The organism is Macrococcus sp. GL_134, assembly GCF_057834705.1.
The window spans coordinates 1,217,548-1,238,398 of sequence record NZ_CM174409.1 but is presented as its reverse complement, the minus strand read 5'-3'; the positions used below and the strand labels follow the sequence as shown (position 1 = coordinate 1,238,398).

Below are 20,851 nucleotides of genomic sequence, written 5' to 3'. Positions count from 1 at the left end.
TGATGAGTGCTAACGAGGTGAAATATGCTCACGATTAGACAACAAACATTGCTTAATGCCATTGTTGAAGATTTTGTTGAAAGTGGGGTGCCTGTTGGATCGAAAACTTTGATGGACAATCATCAGCTCACTATCAGCCCGGCAACTATTCGTGCTGAAATGAAGCGGCTGGAAGACAGTGGTTTTATTGAGAAAACACATACATCCTCTGGCAGAGTACCATCACTGAACGGCTATAAGCATTACATCCGAAGCCTTCAGGAAGAACTTGAATCCGATGATATGGTAGTCCATGCAAAGAACCATATGCAGCTTGCTGAGAGAGTGGCAGAAGAAACTCAGTATGTCTCTATTGTCTCAGGCTACCATTCAGGAAAAGGTCTTTCAGATATTCATCTGACAGCATTTCACGAACATCTGCTGTTAATTGTAGTGTATCAGAACGGTGATGTGGATCATCAGCAGATTAACTGGCAGAAACACCTGACTCAGAAACAAATCGTGCTGCTGAATCAATATTTATATGAGCGGCTCGAGTATTTGAATGAACTTCAGATGGAATTTCTGCTTCAGGATGATCTGCCTGTAGAACAGCAGTTACTCAGAACAATTATTTCCTGGATTGTCAGACGTTTGACAGACAGAGAGCCTGTCATTCATATTGCCGGCAGAGAACTGTTATTTGAATCTCTCGCAGCCAGTGATATTGAAGTGATCAAGCATACATTGACCTATATTGATTCATCAGCTTTCATTCATAAGCTAAATAATATGAATGATAATTTAGTTAATGTTAAGATAGGACAGGAAATCGATGATACTTTGCAGAATGTATCGTTGGTCACTGCACCAGTGAAATCAGAAGGCTTTTTTGGTCGACTGGCGGTCATTGGACCAGTTCAGATGAGTTACCGCAAAGTATTTGAAGAATTAAAAGCGCTTTAGAGCGAAGGAGGAATACACTGTGACTGAGGAACAAAAAGACCAGTCTATTGATGAGACTGTAACAGATCAATTAGATGCTGAAGAGCAGAATGTCAGTCAAGCACCTGTCGACGAAGAACCGATCGATGTGGATGAAGATGGACTGGAGAAAAAAGTAGCTGAACTTGAACAAGCTGTTGAAGCTGGTGAAGAAAAATATCTGCGTCTCTATGCTGAATTTGAGAATTACAAAAAACGAACACGTGCTGAGCTTGATACTGAAAGAACTTATCGTTCTCAAAGTGTGCTGAGAGATATCATCCCGGCACTTGATAACTTTGAACGTGCATTGAGTCAGACCGGAGAAGATGCTGCTTTCCAAAGTCTCTACAAAGGTCTGCAGATGATTCATGAAAATCTATTGTCTGCATTGAAAGAACATGGACTTGAGGAAATCATTGCACAGGACCAGCCGTTTGATCCGAATCTTCATCAGGCTGTGATGCAGGACAAAGATGACAGCAAAGAATCAGGCGTGGTTCTAGAAGAGCTTCAAAAAGGATATAAATTAAAAGAACGTGTACTGCGACCTTCAATGGTTAAGGTAAACGAGTAAAAACTATAAAAATTTATTTGGGGGAATTAAATCATGAGTAAAGTAATCGGTATTGACTTAGGAACAACAAATTCATGTGTTGCAGTGCTTGAAGGCGGCGAACCGAAAGTAATCGCAAATCCTGAAGGTAACCGTACAACACCTTCTGTTGTCGCATTCAAGAACGGTGAGACACAGATCGGTGAGGTCGCAAAACGTCAGGCAATCACAAATCCGAACACGATCATCTCTATCAAACGTCATATGGGTACTGACCATAAAGAACATGTCGATGGTAAAGATTATTCACCGCAGGAAATCTCAGCAATGATCTTACAGAACTTAAAAGCAACTGCTGAAGCCTATCTTGGTGAAAAAGTGACAAAAGCAGTCATTACAGTTCCTGCATACTTCAACGATGCAGAACGTCAAGCAACTAAAGATGCCGGTAAAATTGCTGGTCTAGAAGTTGAACGTATTATCAACGAACCGACTGCAGCAGCACTTGCTTATGGTCTTGATAAAACTGACAAAGATCAAAAAGTACTTGTATTCGACTTAGGTGGCGGTACATTTGACGTTTCTATTCTTGAACTGGGTGATGGTGTATTTGAAGTATTATCTACATCAGGTGATAACCGCTTAGGTGGAGATGACTTTGACCAAGTGATCATCGACTTCCTAGTAGAAGAATTCAAAAAAGAAAACGGCTTAGATCTGTCAAAAGACAAAATGGCGATGCAGCGTCTGAAAGATGCAGCTGAAAAAGCGAAAAAAGACTTATCAGGTGTTTCTTCAACACAGATCTCACTCCCATTCATTTCAGCAGGAGAAGCGGGTCCACTGCACTTGGAAGTGACATTATCACGTGCTAAATTCGAAGACTTATCTCGTACTTTAGTTGAACGCACAATGGGACCAACACGTCAGGCGATGAAAGATGCCGGCCTATCAAATGCTGATATCGATGAAGTGATTCTTGTCGGTGGGTCTACTCGTATTCCTGCAGTTCAAGAAGCGATCAAAAAAGAATTAGGTAAAGAACCTAATAAAGGCGTCAATCCTGATGAAGTTGTAGCGATGGGTGCAGCGATTCAAGGCGGCGTTATCACAGGTGACGTTAAAGACGTCGTATTACTTGATGTGACACCGTTATCACTCGGTATTGAAACAATGGGCGGGGTGTCTACTGTCTTAATCGAACGTAACACAACAATCCCGACTTCTAAATCTCAAGTGTTCTCTACAGCAGCAGACAATCAGCCGGCAGTAGATATCCACGTCTTACAAGGTGAGCGTCAAATGGCAGCAGACAATAAAACGCTCGGTCGTTTCCAACTGACAGATATTCCGCCAGCACCACGCGGCGTGCCACAAATCGAAGTGACATTTGATATCGACAAAAATGGTATCGTCAATGTAACTGCAAAAGACTTAGGCACTCAAAAAGAACAGAAAATCACGATTCAGTCATCTTCAGCATTGTCTGATGAAGAGATTGACCGCATGGTGAAAGATGCAGAAGCAAATGCTGAAGCTGACAAAAAACGTCGTGAAGAAGTCGATCTTCGTAACGAGGCAGATCAACTCGTATTCACAGTTGAAAAAACATTGACTGATTTAGAAGGCAAAGTTGACGATGCTGAGAAAGAAAAAGCTGAAGCAGCGAAAGAAGAGCTGAAAAAAGCACTGGAAGGCAGCGATATTGAAGACATCAGAACTAAGAAAGATGCATTGAATGAAATTGTTCAGGCATTATCAATGAAACTTTATGAACAGATGGCTCAAGAGCAGCAGGCTCAGGGTGAATCAGCACCACAAGATGATGTAGTTGATGCTGATTTTACTGAAGTAAAAGACGACGATCAAAAATAATAGCTTATTTTTAAAAGTCAAAGTCAATTTATTGGCTTTGGCTTTTTCTTCAGTTTCATATATGATAGATGAGATAAATGATAAAGGAGCAATCGGACGTGGCAAAACGAGATTATTATGAAGTCCTTGGATTATCCAAAGGGGCTTCTAAAGATGAAATTAAAAAAGCATATCGAAAATTATCCAAGCAATATCATCCGGACATCAATAAAGAAGAAGGCGCAGATGCCAAGTTCAAAGAAATATCTGAAGCATACGAAGTATTGAGTGACGACAACAAGAAAGCTCAGTATGATCAGTTCGGTCATGCAGGAATGGGTCAGAACGGCGGATTCGGCGGCGGAGATTTCGGTGGATTCGGTGGATTTGAAGATATCTTCAGTTCATTCTTCGGTGGTGGCGCAAGACGCGATCCAAATGCCCCGCAAAAAGGTAATGACCTGCAGTATCAGATGACAGTTGACTTCGAAGATGCGGTGTTCGGTGCAGAACGCGATATCACTGTAAAAAAAGAAGTAGAATGTGATGTCTGCGACGGTAGTGGTGCAGAACCAGGTTCATCAGTTACAACGTGTCCGACATGTAAAGGGCGTGGACAAGTCGGTGTCGAACAGAATACGCCGTTCGGCCGTATTAGAACAGAGCGTGCATGTCCTGATTGTCAAGGAACAGGTAAGAAGATTGAAACACCATGTCATGAGTGTGGCGGCGCAGGTACAAAAATTAAGAATGTAACCATCAAAGTCACTATTCCTGCAGGTGTTGATAACGGTCAACAGATCAGAGTGTCAGGTCAAGGTGAACCAGGTATCAATGGTGGACCGGCTGGTGACCTCTATGTTGTCTTCCGAGTCACACCTCATGAAATGTTTGAGCGTGACGGAGATGATATTTTCTATACGCTTGACTTAACGATTGCACAGGCGGCACTCGGAGATGAAATAGAAATTCCAACACTACACGGTAAAGTCAGATTAACGATTCCAGCTGGAACGCAGACTGGTAAACGTTTCAGACTTCGTGATAAAGGGGTCGACAACGTTCATGGATATGGCAGAGGCGACCAATATGTGACAGTCAATGTGAAAACACCGACTGATATGACTGAGAGACAAATTGAACTGCTGAGAGAATTCGCTGAAATAGATGGCGAAGAAATTAATGAGCAGCATGGAAATTTCTTTGATAAGACACGTCGATTCTTCAGAGGAGAATAATATGAACTATAAAGAGGTTACATTACTGCTGAATCACGAAGTAGAGCCTTTCATCGCGGAGATACTGAACGACCTTGGTGCCAATGGGGTGGTCATTGAAGATAGCAGCGAACTCAGCAAAGGCCGTATAGATTCCTACGGAGAAATATATGAACTGAATCCTGATGATTATCCTGAACAAGGAATCCGTGTGAAATGTTACCACAGTCTATATGACTACACAGATGAACTTCTTGCAGACATCAAACAGGCAGTATATGGACTGAAAGATATTCCAATTACATTGTTCGATATTAGTGTCAATGAAATCAAGGATGAAGACTGGGAAAATGAATGGAAGAATCATTTTCACGCTTTCCGTGCATCCGAGAAATTTACTGTAGTACCGAGCTGGGAAGAGTACGAGGCATCGGCTGACGAAACAGTGATTACTCTTGACCCCGGTATGGCATTCGGTACAGGGGATCATGCGACGACGTCCATGTGTCTGAAATTGATAGAAAAATACGTGAAGCAAGGCCAATCAATCATTGATGTAGGAACCGGCTCAGGAATTTTGAGCATCGCAGCTCATAAACTGGGGGCAGCGCCGATTCGCGCAGTAGATCTCGATAAAGTAGCAGTCAGAGTAGCAGAAGAAAATTTTGAAATTAACGACTGTGCTGAAAACATTGAGACAGATACCGGCAACTTACTAGTAGGTGAAACGGAAAAACGAGATGTCATATTCGCCAACATTCTTGCTCATATCGTTGACCTGATGATTGACGATAGCTATCAGCTGCTGAATGACGGCGGTATGCTTATTACGTCAGGTATCATCGTTGAAAAAGAATCAATGATTGTTGAGCATCTTGAACAAGTAGGTTACCGCATACTTGAAATTATACGCGAAAGCGGCTGGATTGCTATTGCAGCAGTTAAAGAGGTGGCATAATGCAACGTTATTTTCTCAATGAAAACGCTGAACTCAACCAGCGTTTTTTTATTCATTCATCAGATGATGTCCATCATATCAAAAATGTGATGCGGCTTGAGCCGGATGATAACATCATTATCAATTTCAATAACGGGGCGTTCATAGCGGTTCTCATCGCTGTAGATAAAGCCGTTGAAGTAGAAACAATCGAACAGCTGAATATTCAGACCGAACTGCCAGTCCGTGTAACGATTGCAGGTGGTCTGCTTAAAAATGATAAATATGAATGGATGATTCAGAAGGCAACAGAACTCGGTGCTGCTCATTTTATTGCGTTTATCTCTGATCGCACTATTGTCAAAGTTGATCAGAAAAAAATGGATAAACGATTGGAACGCTTTAATAAAATTGTCAAAGAAGCGGCAGAGCAGAGTTACCGGCTGACCATTCCAACAGTGTCATTCCAGCGTGATAGTCAATCACTTGCGAAACAGCTCGCGGAATATGACGCGGTGCTCATTGCTTATGAAGAAGAGGCTAAATCAGGTGGCATGCAGTTGTTTCATCAGGCACTCAATAACTTGGCACCAGGAGCAAATGTGCTCATAATATTCGGTCCGGAAGGCGGCTTATCACCTTCAGAGGTCGAGCAGTTTGGTGGGGATGTCATAGGACTTGGACCGAGAATATTAAGAGCAGAGACGGCACCGTTGTATGCACTCAGCGCGGTAAGTTATCACTTTGAACTGATGGCATAAACACATTGAAAAAAATGATAAATAGTGTTATTTTTAAATAATGTATCTCATGATTAATGAATAAATGAAGGTTTAAAAGAGGTGAGGTTTATGTCAACAGTTGCTTTTCATACGTTAGGATGTAAAGTGAATCATTATGAGACAGAAGCAATCTGGCAGTTGTTCAAAGAAGATGGGTATCAGCGCGTCGATTTTGAACAAAATGCGGATGTGTATGTCATCAATACATGTACAGTCACAAATACCGGGGATAAGAAGAGCCGTCAAGTTATTAGACGTGCTATCAGACGTAATCCTGACGCTGTTATTTGCGTCACAGGATGTTATGCGCAGACATCTTCAGCAGAAATTATGGATATTCCTGGAGTCGATATTGTTGTAGGTACACAGGATAGAAATAAATTACTGCCTTATATTGAAGAATATCAGACGATAAGACAGCCGATTAATGGTGTTACAAATATCATGAAGAACCGCACATACGAAGAATTGGATGTGCCTTACTTTACTGACCGCACTCGTGCATCACTGAAAATTCAGGAAGGGTGTAATAATTTCTGTACGTTCTGCATCATTCCATGGGCGCGCGGCTTGATGCGTTCTCGAGATCCTAAAGAGGTCGTCAGACAAGCGACCCAGCTTGTTGATAGCGGTTATCAGGAAATCGTTCTGACAGGTATTCATACAGGCGGTTACGGTGAGGATTTAAAAGATTATAACTTAGCACAGCTGCTGCGTGATCTTGAGACTATACGTGGTCTTAAACGTATTCGTATTTCATCAATAGAAGCAAGTCAGCTGACGGATGAAGTGATTGACGTCATTGATCAAAGTGAGAAAGTGGTGCGACATCTGCACATCCCACTTCAGTCCGGCAGCGATACTGTGTTAAAACGGATGCGTCGTAAATACACGATGGCTCATTTCTCTGAACGCCTGAAAAAACTACATGCGATTATGCCCGGACTTGCAGTAACGAGTGATGTGATTGTCGGTTTCCCTGGTGAAACAGAGGAAGAATTCATGGAGACCTATCACTTCATTGAAGAACATAAGTTTTCTGAACTTCATGTATTCCCGTATTCTATGCGTACCGGAACTCCGGCTGCACGCATGACCGATCAAGTGGATGAGGCAGTTAAGAATGACCGTGTCCATCGTTTAATCAGTCTCTCTGACCAGCTGGCCAAAGAATATGCAAGTCGTTTTGATGGTGAAGTTCTAGAAGTCATTCCTGAGGAAAAAGGGTCACACGATGGTTTGTTAGTTGGTTATACGGACAATTACTTAAAAGTTCAGTTTGAAGGCAGTGAAGAACTGATCGGTGAAATCGTCAAAGTCAAAATCACTGAAGCGGGGTATCCGCTCAATCATGGACAATTTGTTAAAGTGATGGAAAAAGAGCAGCCACAGGCAGTGATTTCTCCGATAGCTGGTAAATAAATTCACTCTTGACCACTTATTAGAGTTATATTATAATACTTGAGTACATAGAGAAATCTATGATTCATTAATGTTCCGTTGATATTTGGAGGGAGGGAAATATAATGTCTAAAACAGTCGTTCGTAAAAACGAATCTATCGAAGATGCACTTCGTCGCTTTAAGCGCACGGTTTCTAAGAGCGGTACGATCCAAGAAGTTCGTAAACGTGAGTTCTACGAAAAACCTAGTGTTAAACGTAAAAAGAAATCAGAAGCAGCACGAAAACGTAAATTCAAATAATATTTGAACTCCCTCAAATATTATGAATAGATGACACAGACTTTTGTCTGTGTCTTTTTTATTTTCTTAAAGTTTTCTTAATTTTTAGTCAAATACTTATATGTGGCTGTCGTGTTCATGTATAATAATAGTAAGGAGGTGACAATTTTGACATGGACTCTATATGATGGAACTTTGTTCATATTGATGCTCGTCATGTTTACAGCAGCTGTATGGCAATTGTTCCAATCACGATTTTCATGGTCTGGAATTTTGATGACTGCTGCAGCACTTAGCTTCGTCATCATTACTGCTTTGAATGGTGACTTGGAGATGCTATCAATCATACTCTTTTTTACAGGAATCATTCTTGTTGTTACGGAACTATTTGTCATCGGTCTTGTATTGGGAATTATAGGAATGATGATGATTGCATCAAGTTTCCTGCTCATTGGAAACGATATTGAGACCATGTCAGTAATGGTCGCTTCGTGTTTAATAATTGCTTTGATAGAGTGGGTGATCATTGTGAAGTTTTTTGGTAAGAAAGTACCACTTTTCAACAAAGTGATATTGACTGACGCTACTTCCAAGGAAGCAGGCTACACGTCACATGACGACCGCAGTCATCTTGTCGGTCAAACAGCAGTCACAACTACTGCATTAAGACCTTCTGGAATTATAGCACTCGGTCAGGATCGTATTGATGCGGTCAGTGAAGGGGCCTTTATCGGTCAGAACAAAGAAGTACGCATCATTTATGTTGAAGGTACACGCGTTGTTGTAAGAGAAATTATATAGAGAAGAGGTTAAGGAAATGGAATTGATTATTTTAGGAATCATCGTCGTGGTTGTCCTTGTTTTATTGATGATATTGTTGACATTTGTACCAGTCGGGCTGTGGATATCAGCACTCGCTGCTGGTGTCAAAGTCGGTATCGGTACATTAGTGGGTATGCGCCTTCGCCGGGTATCGCCGAGAAGAGTCATTGATCCACTGATTAAAGCACATAAAGCAGGTCTTCATTTGACGACTAACCAACTTGAATCACATTATTTAGCAGGTGGCAATGTTGACCGTGTCGTTGATGCGATTATTGCAGCGCAGCGTGCGGATATCAATCTGCCGTTTGAACGTGGTGCAGCGATTGACCTTGCAGGACGTGACGTATTAGAAGCAGTACAGATGTCAGTTAATCCGAAAGTCATTGAAACACCTTTTATTGCAGGTGTGGCAATGAACGGGATTGAAGTGAAAGCAAAAGCAAGAATCACAGTTCGTGCTAATATTGAAAGACTGGTCGGTGGTGCAGGTGAAGAAACGATTGTCGCTCGTGTCGGCGAAGGGATTGTATCAACCATTGGTTCTAGTCAATCGCATACGTCAGTGCTTGAAAATCCGGATATGATCTCTCAGACTGTACTGGGTAAGGGACTGGATTCCGGGACAGCCTTTGAAATTCTGTCGATTGATATTGCGGATGTAGATATCGGTAAAAATATAGGAGCAGATTTACAGACAGAGCAGGCGATGGCTGATAAAAACATCGCACAGGCGAAAGCGGAAGAACGTCGTGCGATGGCCGTTGCTCAAGAACAGGAAATGAAGGCAAGAGTGCAGGAAATGCGAGCTAAAGTTGTCGAATCTGAAGCGGAAGTACCACTTGCAATGGCAAGAGCGTTGCAGGAAGGCAATATCGGCGTCATGGATTACTATAACTTGAAGAACATTGAATCTGATACTGGTATGAGAAACGCCATCAACAAGATGACGGATACCAGCGATAGTACACCGCCACAAAGAAAGTAAGGTGATATCAATGGAAGTCGGCATTATCATATTTATTATTGGGATTATCTTTTCTTACTTTAAGGATAAGATGGATAATAATTCTAATAACAGTAATCAACCTAACAAAAAAACAGCTCAAAAAACTCAAATTAAATCTTTGGAAGAATTGAAGCATGAATTCGAGCAGCGGACACAGCAGGTGGAAAAGGCAGTACCGGTCAAAGAAGCACCGTCACCACAAAAAGTAGTGAAATCACCCGCCGCAACAAGATCATCTGGAGATAGAAAAACCCGTCAGCAGACAACTCTTGACAGGCAGATGACTGCTATTATGAAGGATCAGCATCTGTCAGAAAAGCAGAAAGTTCAGCGGAACAATCAGCTGACAGAGGGTGATCTGACAGTGGAGCACGAGCCGTTGCTTGATTTCTCTAAATATAACTTAGTGCAGAGTCTGATCATGTCGGAAGTTTTAGCACCACCAAAAAGTAAAAGATAAGAGCTGACTTATATAGACTGGGGAAACCCAGTCTTTTTATGTGAAAATAAAGTGTTATGCTCATGATGCGCATGAGAATTTGGTAAAATAGAAAAGAGCTATCCATTGCATCGTCGACTCTTCAAAATTATGACGCAGCAAATCAATCATTGTGAGATGAAACTATCGGTTGACTGTGTTAAATTTAAATTAAACTGAAAATAAGGGAGTTTTTGAATGCCACATACAATCAATATAGAGAATGTTAATGAAGCACAGGCGATTCTCGGCAACGGTGATGAACACATCACATTTCTTGAAGAAGCTTTTAATGTCGTGATACATACGAGAGGCAGTCAACTGACTGTGGCTGGAGCGGACGAAGATGTCGCGAAGGCGGAAGCCGTGCTTGTTAACTTATTAAAGGTAATTCAAAAAGGGATGAATATCTCACTTAAGGATGTTCAATCAGCCGCTCAGATGGCTGGAAAAGGAACGATTCATTATTTAGCGGATCTGTATGATGAGGAAATCACTAAAGATGCATACGGGAAGCCTATTCGAGCGAAAACGATGGGGCAGCGGCTCTATATACATCAGATTAAAAAAAGTGACCTTGTATTTGGTATAGGGCCGGCAGGAACAGGGAAGACATTTTTGGCAGTAGTGATGGCTGCGAAGTCATTACGAGCAGGGCAGGTCAAACGTATCGTGCTGACACGACCGGCTGTTGAAGCAGGGGAATCACTTGGATTTCTGCCAGGTGATTTAAAAGAGAAGGTAGATCCATACTTGCGCCCGTTATACGACGGATTGCATCATGTACTCGGTGCAGAGCATACTGCACGCCTGATTGAAAGAGGTGTGATAGAAGTTGCGCCTCTTGCATACATGCGCGGTAGAACACTGGAAGATGCTTTCGTTATATTAGATGAAGCACAGAATACGACACATGCCCAGATGAAGATGTTTCTGACACGTCTCGGATTTGGTTCAAAGATGGTCATTACAGGTGACAAGACACAGATTGACCTCCCAAAAGGCGTAAAAAGCGGTCTTGTTGAGGCGGAACTGCGGCTTAGCAGTGTTCCGGGAATCGGAGTGCAGACCTTTGAATCATCTGATGTCGTACGCCACCCGCTGGTAAGTAAAATAATTAGAGCATATTCGGAGGATGAGTGATGCTGACAGTAGAATTTTTAGACGATGATAACTATTTGGATCCAGCTTACTTACCACAGATTGAATCACTGCTTCAGTTCGCTGCGGAACAGGAAGGAATTACAGGCGAAGCAGAATTAGCTGTGTCATTTGTATCGAGTGAAGAAATCAAAGCCATTAATGCAGAGTATCGCGACAAGGACGCGGTGACAGATGTCATCAGTTTTGCGATGGAAGAAGGCGAAGATGACTTTGAAGATCCATCGATGGTCAGAGTGTTAGGTGATATTATCATCTGTGTGGAGCGCGCCAAAGAACAAGCAGCTGACTACGGTCATTCATTCGAACGTGAAGTCGGATTCCTGGCACTTCACGGTATGCTACATTTACTTGGATATGATCATATGACACCAGCAGATGAACAGCGGATGTTTGGCCGGCAGGATGCTATATTGACTTCATTTGGATTGACACGAGAAGAATAGATGAAGCGGTTTATTTATCCTCTGCATGGTCTGCTCATTCTGCTGAAGAAGGATGCTAATTTCATCCTTCATATCATAGCTGCAGTGCTGGTCTGTAGTGCAGGTTGGTATTTCAGCCTCACTAAAATAGAATGGCTGTTTATTATTGTTGCCGTCTTTTCGGTGTTGTTCATGGAAGTCATCAATACATCGCTTGAATATGTAGTGGATTTAGTCACTTCTGATTACCATGAGCTTGCAAAACACGCGAAAGACACAGCTAGTTTCGCTGTCGTGCTGGCAAGTATCATGAGCGCTGTTATCGGCTTGGTTATTTTTCTGCCTTATATTATGAAGTGATTTTAATTAAAGGAGATATGTTATGGAATTCAAACAACAATGGCTGCAGGAAGCGATAAAAGCAAGAAGCAAGGCCTATACTCCGTTTTCAAACTTTAAAGTGGGAGCTTATTTAGTAACGAAAGATGGCAGAGCATTCCACGGCTGTAACGTCGAGAATGCAGCCTATGGACCGACTATCTGTGCGGAGCGGACTGCACTCGTCTCTGCCATCGCACAAGGCTATCAACCTGGCGATTTTGAATTCATTGTGGTCGTCACGGGTGCTGATAAGCCGTCATCACCATGCGGCGTATGCCGTCAAGTAATGAAAGAGTTATGTGACGATCAAATGCCGGTGTTTATGACCAATACAGCCGGTGAAGTTATCAATAGTACAGTGGACGAATTATTACCCTATGGGTTCTCAGGAAAGGATTTAGCGAATGACTAACGAATTTAAATCAGGCTTTGTCGCAATTATCGGCCGGCCGAATGTCGGCAAATCAACTTTTATGAATCGGGTGCTTGGACAGAAAGTAGCTATTATGTCTGACAAAGCACAGACGACACGTAATAAAGTACAAGGTGTACTGACAACAGATGAGGCGCAAATTATCTTCATCGATACACCAGGAATTCATAAGCCGAAACATGTACTCGGTGATTATATGATGAAAGTGGCTAAAAACACGTTGCGCGAAGTAGATGCTATATTATTCATGATCAACGTTGAAGAGAGTATCGGCCGCGGTGATCAATATATCGTGGAGATGCTGAAAAATACTAAGACACCGGTATTTCTCGTACTGAATAAAATTGACCTTGTCCATCCGGATCAGCTGATCACTGAAATCGAGAAATATAAAGATCTGCTGCCTTTTGCAGAAATCATTCCGATTTCAGCGCTGCAGGGAAATAATGTCGAGCGTCTTGTAGAGGTTGTCAGCGGCTATCTGCCGGAAGGGCCGATGTACTATCCGAAGGACCAGATATCTGATCACCCAGAACATTTTATCGTGGCTGAATTAATCCGGGAAAAAGTCCTTCATCTAACAAGTCAGGAAATTCCTCATGCGATTGGTGTGAATGTAGAGAAGATGGTTCGTGAAAGTGAGGACCGTGTTCACGTTGAAGCGACGATCTATGTGGAACGCGATTCCCAGAAAGGAATTGTCATCGGTAAGCAGGGCAAGATGTTGAAAGAAGTCGGTAAGCGTGCTCGGCAGGATATCGAAATGCTGCTCGGCTCCAAAGTGTATTTAGAGCTGTGGGTGAAAGTGCAGAAAGACTGGCGTAACAAGCCGAATTTCATCAGACAGATCGGCTACCGTGAAGATGAGTATTAAGCGATGCTGAATAAAGTGAACGGTATCATCATCCGTCGTGTTGACTACGGGGATTCGCATTTAATAGTGACGTTTCTTGCTGAGCACGGCAGAAAGATACCGGTCATGGCAAGAAACGCTAAGAAATCTAAGAAGTTCGGCTACGCGCTTGATCTGTTCTATGAGAATCTATTTATTTTCTCCCAGTTCAAAGGGATGGGGACACTCAGCTCTGTTGATACGCTGAACAGTCATTATGCGATACGCAGTGATCTGTTCAAGCTGACTTATGCGCAGTACATCGCTGAACTGATTGATAGGGCGATGGAAGATGACGACGAAAGTAAATTCGTCTATCAGCTGCTGAAGTTCGGGCTTGACCATATTGCAGCCGGGGCAGATCCTGCAGTCATCGCACTGATCGCCAGTCTGAAATGTATGCCGCTCTATGGCTATACGCCGAACTTCGATTACTGTTCGGTTGACCAGTCTACTAATCATGCGGCGTTTGCCGGCTACTCCATGAAAATGAACAGTGTCCTTACAACACAAGCGATGATAACAGATGAACATGCGATACCGATGAGCAATAAAAGTCTATATTTTCTATATCTACTGAACAATCTACCACTCGATCAGTACAGTTCGGTGACCATCCATACAGATGTGGTGAGGGAAATGGAACGGTTAGTCTTCCAGCTGTATGATGAATTTATAGGTGTTTCGCTGAAATCAAGACGAATACTGGAACAGTTAAGATAGACGGGTCAAAAAATAAGCCTCCATTCAACTGAATGGAGGCTTATTTTTTAAAATCTTACTTTTTCAGCAAGGAAGTTTTTGACTTCACTGATCGGCATACGAATTTGTTCCATCGTGTCACGATCACGGACAGTGACCTGGTTATCTTCCAATGAATCAAAGTCAAATGTAATACAGTAAGGGGTTCCGATTTCATCTTGACGGCGGTAGCGTTTACCGATAGACTGGCTTTCGTCAAAATCAATATTGAAATCCGCACTCAGTTCTTCGAATACTTTAAGCGCGTCTTTAGACAGCTTCTTGCTGAGCGGCAGGATGGCTGCTTTGTAAGGCGCTAGTGCGGGGTGGAAACGCAGCACTGTACGTTTGTCATCGCCCTCAAGTGTTTCCTCATCATAAGCATCGCACAGGAATGCAAGTGTCACACGGTCTGCACCAAGAGATGGTTCGATACAGTAAGGAACATACTTTTCATTGGTTTCAGCATCATGATAAGTGAAATCATCACCGGAATGCTCCATATGTTTCTTCAAATCAAAGTCTGTACGACTTGCAATGCCCCATAATTCTCCCCAGCCGAATGGGAATTTGTATTCGATGTCAGTCGTCGCATTTGAGTAATGTGACAGCTCATCTTCATCATGGTCACGCAGACGCGCATGTTCTTCTTTAATTCCTAGTGTTTTCAACCAGTTCGCTGCGAATTCCTTCCAATAATTCTGCCATTCAATTTCAGTGCCTGGTTTACAGAAGAATTCCAGTTCCATCTGTTCAAATTCACGTGTCCGGAATGTGAAGTTACCTGGAGTAATTTCATTACGGAATGATTTTCCGACTTGAGCGATACCAAAAGGTAGTTTCTTTCTCATGGAGCGCTGTACGTTTTTATAGTTGACGAAAATCCCTTGAGCAGTTTCAGGACGAAGGAAAATTTCGTTAGTTGATGATTCAGTGACACCTTGGAACGTTTTGAACATCAAGTTGAACTGACGGATTTCTGTATAATCATGAGCACCACATTCAGGGCAGTCGATATGATGTTCATCAATCAGACGTTTCATCTCATCGAAGCTTAAACCATCAGCGATGAATGTATCATCTTCCTGCTGCATGACATCTTCAATCAATTTGTCAGCGCGATGACGTGCTTTGCAGTTTTTACAGTCAATCATTGGATCATTGAAGTTAGATAAATGACCGCTTGCTTCCCAAGTTTTTGGGTTCATCAAAATTGCTGCATCTAGACCCACGTTGTAGGGAGATTGCTGAACGAATTTCTGCCACCATGCTTTCTTTACATTGTTCTTTAATTCCACACCTAATGGACCGTAGTCCCAAGTGTTCGCAAGACCACCATAGATTTCACTGCCTGGAAAAACGAAACCACGATGTTTTGCTAATGAAACAATAGTTTCCATGTTTGTCATTAAGAGTTCCTCCTTATAATTAGAGCGGATAAAAAAAGTCCCAAGGCATCAGCCTTGGGACGAGTATATTACCCGCGGTTCCACCCAAATTAGTGTTTCCACTCATCTTGAAATATGAATATGATCAGGCCATTTAATTGTTAAGCTTGCACCCTCCTTAACTCGCTTATAACGAATATATCATGTTTTATATTCCGTTACAATCAATTATATCAATTATTTGTGTACGACTGTTTTTAGAAGTATAATAAATTTATCTAACTATGTCCAAGGGGTGTTCACTATCGAATTAAGTCAAAGGCAGGAAAAAATTCTGCAAATAGTAAAGAACAATGGCCCCATAACAGGAGAAAAGATAGCAGAACGATTGAGCTTGACGAGAGCTACACTTAGACCGGATCTCGCTATATTGACGATGGCAGGTTATCTGGATGCTCGTCCAAGGGTCGGTTATTACTATACCGGTAAATCAAGTACACAGTTATTATCCGCCTCCATCAAAAAGTTTCAAGTCAAGGACTTTCAATCGATTCCATGTGTGACGCATGAAGATATTTCAGTATATGATGCTATCTGTGCGATGTTTCTTGAAGATGTCGGAACATTGTTTGTTATCAATAAAAAGAACGAATTAGTCGGAGTATGTTCAAGAAAAGATTTGTTGCGGGCGTCGATGGGTGGTCAGGATATCCATGCTGTTCCAGTCCATGTCATTATGAGCCGAATGCCGAATATTTCTATGGTCATGCCTGACGATCTATTGATTTATGCAGCTAACTTACTAATAGAGAAACAAATTGATTCATTGCCAGTAGTCAAAAAAAAAGGCAATAGTTACGAAGTGACCGGACGAATTACTAAAACAACGATTACTCGTGCATTTGTGGCACTAATAGAAGATGAATAGGAGTATTATCATGGATGAAATTAGATTAATTATTGCTTCAGATTCAGTCGGAGAAACAGCTGGACTTGTGACAAAAGCATGTACTTCCCAATTCAACCAAGTTGGTAATGCTCTTGAAATAATACGGTTACCTTATATTGAAACTCGGGAGAATGTCGACGAAGTGATCACGATAGCAAAAGAACAGCGCTCTATCGTCATCTATACTCTTGTCAAACCCAATATCCGTAAGTATATGGAAGAGCAGCTGGAAAAACATCAGTTAAATCATGTTGATATTATGGGACCGTTAATGGCTCAACTGACGAATGAACTGAATGAAACGCCTTTAAATGAACCGGGTATCGTGTATAAATTAGATGAAGATTACTTCAAGAAAATCGAAGCGATTGAATTTGCAGTGAAATATGATGATGGGAGAGATCCTAGAGGATTACCTAAAGCTGATATTATATTGATCGGTGTATCTCGTACATCAAAAACGCCGCTCAGCCAATATTTAGCACATAAACGTTTCAAGGTGATGAATGTGCCGCTTGTACCTGAAGTGGACCCACCTGAACAATTATTTGAAATGGATCCTGAAAAATGTGTCGCACTTAAAATAGACCCTGAAAAATTAAATGCCATACGAAAAGAACGACTTGTTCAGCTTGGATTGAATGATGATGCAAACTATGCGCAGGATCAAAGAATTCTGGAAGAGCTGGATTATTTCAATGAAATCGTTGAACGCATTGGTTGCGCGGTCATCGATGTGTCCAATAAAGCGATTGAAGAAACGGCCAATGAAATTATCAAACTAGTTACGAAAAATAACAGATACGATTATTAAGAGGTGTTAATTTGCAGTTAGATCAAGACCTTATTAATGAAATACGCGAGAAGAATGACATTCTCGATGTAGTCAGTCAATATGTAAAACTTGAGAAACGGGGACGTAACTATATTGGTTTATGTCCCTTTCATGATGAGAAAACACCGTCTTTTTCCGTCTCGGTGGATAAGCAGATCTGCCATTGTTTCGGCTGTAAGAAAGGCGGCAATGTCTTTCAGTTTGTTGAACAGATAGAAAACGTCTCGTTTATTGAAGCGGTAAGACGTCTTGGTAGTAATGTCGGCGTTCAGATCGAGCAGGTACAGAGCGTAGCATACGCTGATGATAATATGAAGATGATTGAGATGCATGAATTACTGCGCGACTATTATCATTATGTTTTGAAGGCAATAGAAGAAGCAGAGCCGGCGCTTCAATACCTTTATGACCGGGGATTCACTGATGAAATCATCAATCGTGAAAAAATCGGCTACAGTCCGAACATCAATCACTTCGCTCATGATTTTCTTGAAAAACGAGGATACGACAAAGCGCTTGCGTATGAAGCAGGACTGTTATCACGAAACGAAGAAAATTTCAGTTATTATGACCGTTTCCGTGACAGAATCATGTTTCCTCTTAACAACTCGCAAGGGCACACAGTCGGTTTTTCAGGTAGAACATACAAAAATGAAGAACCGAAATATTTGAATAGTCCGGAAACGCCTGTCTTTCAGAAACGCCAAATACTCTATCATCTGGATGTCGCCCGTAAATCAATCAGGCAGCAGGATGAAGTGATTCTGCTTGAAGGGTTTATGGATGTCATTAAAGTCACCGAAGCGGGACTGACTAACACTATAGCGACTATGGGAACTGCTCTCAGTAAAGAGCACGTTATCATCCTCAAAAAATTGGCCGGCAACATCACATTGATGTTCGATGGAGATGGTGCAGGTCAAAAGGCTACGATGAGTATCGGTGAAAATTTACTGAATGAAGGCATCAGTACTTTTGTAGTACCGGTCAAAAAGGGAATGGATCCTGATGAGATGATCAAGGAGATGGGTCAGGAGGCATTTCGTGACTATGTCCTGCATAACAAAATGGCGTTTGTCAGCTATAAGCTAAAAGAGATGACACGCCAGGTCGCTTCAAATGATTTAGTGTTTGATCAGCGATTAAAAGAAATAACAAATGATATTGCCAAAATAAAATCTCCTGCTCTGAGGAAAAAAGTATTGCACGAGGCTAGTGAATTGTTTAAAGTAGATTTTGACAGTCTTAATTTTGAAGTGAGTAAATATATTCCTCAGTCAGCGCCACAGTTCACTCCAGGTCCAAGAATCGTTACGTATTCCAAACCTGAAAGAGCAGAACGGTTGGTGCTTAAACATTTTTTTAAGGATAAATATCTATTCCTAAAAATGAAAGATCATATTACTGCAGAACATTTCAAAAAGCAGGAGCATCAAGAGATATATATCGCTTTAACAGGGTATTATGAAAGTAGCGATCAATTTAATATCAGTCAATTTCTGTCTTATGTTCCTGTTCAATGTCAAGATGATATCATTTCTATCGATGAAATCGCCATCAATGAAGATCCATCAGTTGAAGAAATAGAAGATTACATTTATGTGATTCGACATGAGCAGGAGGAATTGCGTAATCTCAATCAATTGAAACAATCGTTATCTACAGCAATTAAAGAAGGCAATGTCACTGAAAGAGACCGGCTGATGACGGCAATCATTGACTATAACAGACAGAAAAAACTGAAGTAACCTAGGAGGTAATGCTTGTGGCTAATAAGAAAGAAACCATTAAAGAGAAGAGTAATGACGTATTATTGACATTAGATCAAGTCAAAGCACAATTAATTGAATCAGGTAAAAAGAATGGTCAATTAAGTCATGAAGAAATAGCTGATCGACTACAGAATTTTGATATGGATGCCGATCAGATGGATGAATTTTTCGAAGCAATCGCTGAGAATGATATTACATTAATTAATGAAAAAGATGCTCAAGATACAGATGATAAAATTAACTTAAATGATTTATCAGCTCCTCCAGGCGTAAAGATTAATGATCCGGTCCGCATGTATTTGAAAGAGATTGGACGGGTTAACTTATTAAGTGCTGCTGAAGAAATCGAACTTGCCAAACGTATCGAACAAGGTGACGAAGAAGCAAAAGCGCGTCTTGCAGAAGCCAATCTACGACTTGTTGTAAGTATCGCCAAAAGATATGTCGGCCGTGGTATGCTGTTCCTTGATTTGATCCAGGAAGGAAATATGGGGCTAATCAAAGCGGTTGAAAAGTTTGATTTCAACAAAGGATTTAAATTTTCGACTTACGCTACCTGGTGGATTCGTCAGGCCATTACACGTGCTATTGCTGACCAGGCGAGAACGATTCGTATCCCAGTTCATATGGTGGAAACCATCAATAAGCTGATCCGTGTGCAGCGCCAGTTGCTTCAAGATTTAGGACGCGATCCTAGTCCAGAGGAAATCGGTGAAGAAATGGATCTGCCGGCAGAAAAAGTACGGGAAATCCTTAAAATCGCTCAAGAACCTGTGTCGCTTGAAACGCCGATTGGTGAAGAAGATGACAGCCATTTGGGTGATTTCATTGAAGATCAGGATGCACAGAGTCCTGCAGACCATGCGGCGTATGAACTGCTCAAAGAACAGCTGGAAGATGTCCTCGATACATTGACTGACCGTGAAGAAAACGTTTTAAGATTACGCTTTGGATTAGATGATGGTCGTACACGCACGCTGGAAGAAGTAGGCAAAGTTTTTGGCGTGACACGTGAACGTATCCGTCAAATAGAAGCAAAAGCTCTCCGCAAGCTGAGACATCCATCAAGAAGCAAGCGCCTTAAGGATTTCATGGATTAAATAATTGATTAAATTCTCGAAAACACTTTGACAATATAAGTATTTAATATAAAATAGAAATGTATATGGTGAATTTAAAGGGAGGTATATTTGATGAATCGTAATCCAGTCATTCCATTTATTCTTATCCTGCTTATGGGCGTAGGCTTGGTATTCTTCTTATCTGCACATGGTGCCAACAAAGAAGAAGAGGGTAAAGAAGAAGGCGCGAAAACTGAGCAGAAGTTTGATGCTGCGACGTTTACTAAAGATAACTGTACTTCATGTCACGGTCAAAACCTTGAAGGTGCTATGGGACCTAAACTTGCAGGAAGCAAAACATCTGCAGATGATATGAAAAAAATTATCCGTGAAGGTAAAGGCGCAATGCCGGCACATGATGAAGCTACAATCGCTGATAAAGATTTAGATACTCTTGTTAAGTACTTAAAAGACGGCGCGAAATAATAAATGAAAAATCTTTTGCTCAGGCAA

At 41.6% G+C, this 20,851-nt stretch carries 23 protein-coding genes; 22 read left to right on the top strand and 1 reads right to left on the bottom strand.

The window, feature by feature from the left end:
• The first annotated feature begins 24 nt into the window (after positions 1-24).
• The 17 genes from hrcA (at position 25) to recO (ending at position 14,315) form a co-directional block, all read left to right on the top strand.
• Entirely contained in the window at positions 25-945 is a 921-nt protein-coding gene (hrcA, locus tag AC3IPL_RS06385; protein ID WP_489239914.1) for a heat-inducible transcriptional repressor HrcA, read from the top strand.
• 19 nt (positions 946-964) lie between these two features.
• Positions 965-1,540 (top strand): nucleotide exchange factor GrpE, encoded by a 576-nt coding sequence (gene grpE / locus AC3IPL_RS06380; RefSeq protein WP_489239912.1) that lies wholly within the window; start codon positions 965-967, stop codon positions 1,538-1,540.
• Between the two features lie 33 nt (positions 1,541-1,573).
• Positions 1,574-3,394, top strand: a complete 1,821-nt coding sequence (gene dnaK, locus AC3IPL_RS06375) for a molecular chaperone DnaK (protein WP_489239911.1) — start codon at positions 1,574-1,576, stop codon at positions 3,392-3,394.
• A gap of 98 nt (positions 3,395-3,492) precedes the next feature.
• Positions 3,493-4,611, top strand: coding sequence for a molecular chaperone DnaJ (dnaJ, locus tag AC3IPL_RS06370; RefSeq protein WP_489239909.1), 1,119 nt, complete (start codon positions 3,493-3,495; stop codon positions 4,609-4,611).
• Position 4,612: 1 nt separating this feature from the next.
• A complete protein-coding gene (gene prmA, locus AC3IPL_RS06365) occupies positions 4,613-5,548 on the top strand; it encodes a 50S ribosomal protein L11 methyltransferase (RefSeq protein ID WP_489239907.1) in 936 nt (311 codons plus the stop codon).
• Positions 5,548-6,288 (top strand): 16S rRNA (uracil(1498)-N(3))-methyltransferase, encoded by a 741-nt coding sequence (locus tag AC3IPL_RS06360; protein ID WP_489239905.1) that lies wholly within the window; start codon positions 5,548-5,550, stop codon positions 6,286-6,288. Before prmA ends, AC3IPL_RS06360 begins: the two co-directional genes overlap by 1 nt.
• A gap of 90 nt (positions 6,289-6,378) precedes the next feature.
• Entirely contained in the window at positions 6,379-7,731 is a 1,353-nt protein-coding gene (gene mtaB, locus AC3IPL_RS06355; protein WP_489239903.1) for a tRNA (N(6)-L-threonylcarbamoyladenosine(37)-C(2))-methylthiotransferase MtaB, read from the top strand.
• 104 nt (positions 7,732-7,835) lie between these two features.
• Positions 7,836-8,012 carry a 30S ribosomal protein S21 gene (gene rpsU / locus AC3IPL_RS06350; protein ID WP_016998564.1) on the top strand — a complete coding sequence of 59 codons (177 nt, stop codon included), beginning with the start codon at positions 7,836-7,838 and terminating at the stop codon, positions 8,010-8,012.
• Positions 8,013-8,159: 147 nt separating this feature from the next.
• Positions 8,160-8,792, top strand: coding sequence for an NfeD family protein (locus tag AC3IPL_RS06345; protein ID WP_489239899.1), 633 nt, complete (start codon positions 8,160-8,162; stop codon positions 8,790-8,792).
• Positions 8,793-8,814: 22 nt separating this feature from the next.
• On the top strand, positions 8,815-9,801 hold the full coding sequence (floA, locus tag AC3IPL_RS06340; RefSeq protein ID WP_489242298.1) for a flotillin-like protein FloA: 987 nt from the start codon (positions 8,815-8,817) through the stop codon (positions 9,799-9,801).
• Between the two features lie 10 nt (positions 9,802-9,811).
• Complete coding sequence (locus tag AC3IPL_RS06335; RefSeq protein ID WP_489239897.1) at positions 9,812-10,282, top strand: hypothetical protein; 471 nt, start codon at positions 9,812-9,814, stop codon at positions 10,280-10,282.
• Between the two features lie 216 nt (positions 10,283-10,498).
• A complete protein-coding gene (locus AC3IPL_RS06330; protein WP_489239895.1) occupies positions 10,499-11,443 on the top strand; it encodes a PhoH family protein in 945 nt (314 codons plus the stop codon).
• A complete protein-coding gene (gene ybeY, locus AC3IPL_RS06325) occupies positions 11,443-11,907 on the top strand; it encodes an rRNA maturation RNase YbeY (RefSeq protein ID WP_489239893.1) in 465 nt (154 codons plus the stop codon). Before AC3IPL_RS06330 ends, ybeY begins: the two co-directional genes overlap by 1 nt.
• The gene (locus tag AC3IPL_RS06320; RefSeq protein WP_489239891.1) at positions 11,908-12,246 is read left to right on the top strand and encodes a diacylglycerol kinase family protein; all 339 of its coding nucleotides are present in this window, start codon (positions 11,908-11,910) and stop codon (positions 12,244-12,246) included.
• 22 nt (positions 12,247-12,268) lie between these two features.
• Entirely contained in the window at positions 12,269-12,679 is a 411-nt protein-coding gene (cdd, locus tag AC3IPL_RS06315) for a cytidine deaminase (protein WP_489239889.1), read from the top strand.
• Positions 12,672-13,574 carry a GTPase Era gene (gene era / locus AC3IPL_RS06310; protein ID WP_489239887.1) on the top strand — a complete coding sequence of 301 codons (903 nt, stop codon included), beginning with the start codon at positions 12,672-12,674 and terminating at the stop codon, positions 13,572-13,574. Before cdd ends, era begins: the two co-directional genes overlap by 8 nt.
• A gap of 3 nt (positions 13,575-13,577) precedes the next feature.
• Positions 13,578-14,315: a DNA repair protein RecO gene (recO, locus tag AC3IPL_RS06305; RefSeq protein WP_489239885.1), complete on the top strand. Its 738-nt coding sequence runs from the start codon at positions 13,578-13,580 to the stop codon at positions 14,313-14,315.
• A 47-nt stretch (positions 14,316-14,362) separates the two neighbouring features.
• Here the strand turns inward: recO and AC3IPL_RS06300 are convergent, their stop codons facing one another.
• Positions 14,363-15,742 (bottom strand): glycine--tRNA ligase, encoded by a 1,380-nt coding sequence (locus AC3IPL_RS06300; RefSeq protein WP_489239883.1) that lies wholly within the window; start codon positions 15,740-15,742, stop codon positions 14,363-14,365.
• 274 nt (positions 15,743-16,016) lie between these two features.
• On the opposite strand from AC3IPL_RS06300, the gene ccpN reads away from it, so the two are divergent.
• The 5 genes from ccpN (at position 16,017) to AC3IPL_RS06275 (ending at position 20,824) form a co-directional block, all read left to right on the top strand.
• Complete coding sequence (gene ccpN / locus AC3IPL_RS06295) at positions 16,017-16,649, top strand: transcriptional regulator CcpN (protein WP_489239881.1); 633 nt, start codon at positions 16,017-16,019, stop codon at positions 16,647-16,649.
• Positions 16,650-16,659: 10 nt separating this feature from the next.
• A complete protein-coding gene (locus AC3IPL_RS06290; protein WP_489239879.1) occupies positions 16,660-17,484 on the top strand; it encodes a pyruvate, water dikinase regulatory protein in 825 nt (274 codons plus the stop codon).
• Between the two features lie 11 nt (positions 17,485-17,495).
• Positions 17,496-19,253, top strand: a complete 1,758-nt coding sequence (gene dnaG, locus AC3IPL_RS06285) for a DNA primase (protein WP_489239878.1) — start codon at positions 17,496-17,498, stop codon at positions 19,251-19,253.
• Positions 19,254-19,270: 17 nt separating this feature from the next.
• A complete protein-coding gene (gene rpoD, locus AC3IPL_RS06280) occupies positions 19,271-20,377 on the top strand; it encodes an RNA polymerase sigma factor RpoD (RefSeq protein WP_489239876.1) in 1,107 nt (368 codons plus the stop codon).
• A gap of 93 nt (positions 20,378-20,470) precedes the next feature.
• Positions 20,471-20,824 carry a c-type cytochrome gene (locus AC3IPL_RS06275; protein WP_489239874.1) on the top strand — a complete coding sequence of 118 codons (354 nt, stop codon included), beginning with the start codon at positions 20,471-20,473 and terminating at the stop codon, positions 20,822-20,824.
• The last annotated feature ends 27 nt before the right edge of the window (positions 20,825-20,851 follow it).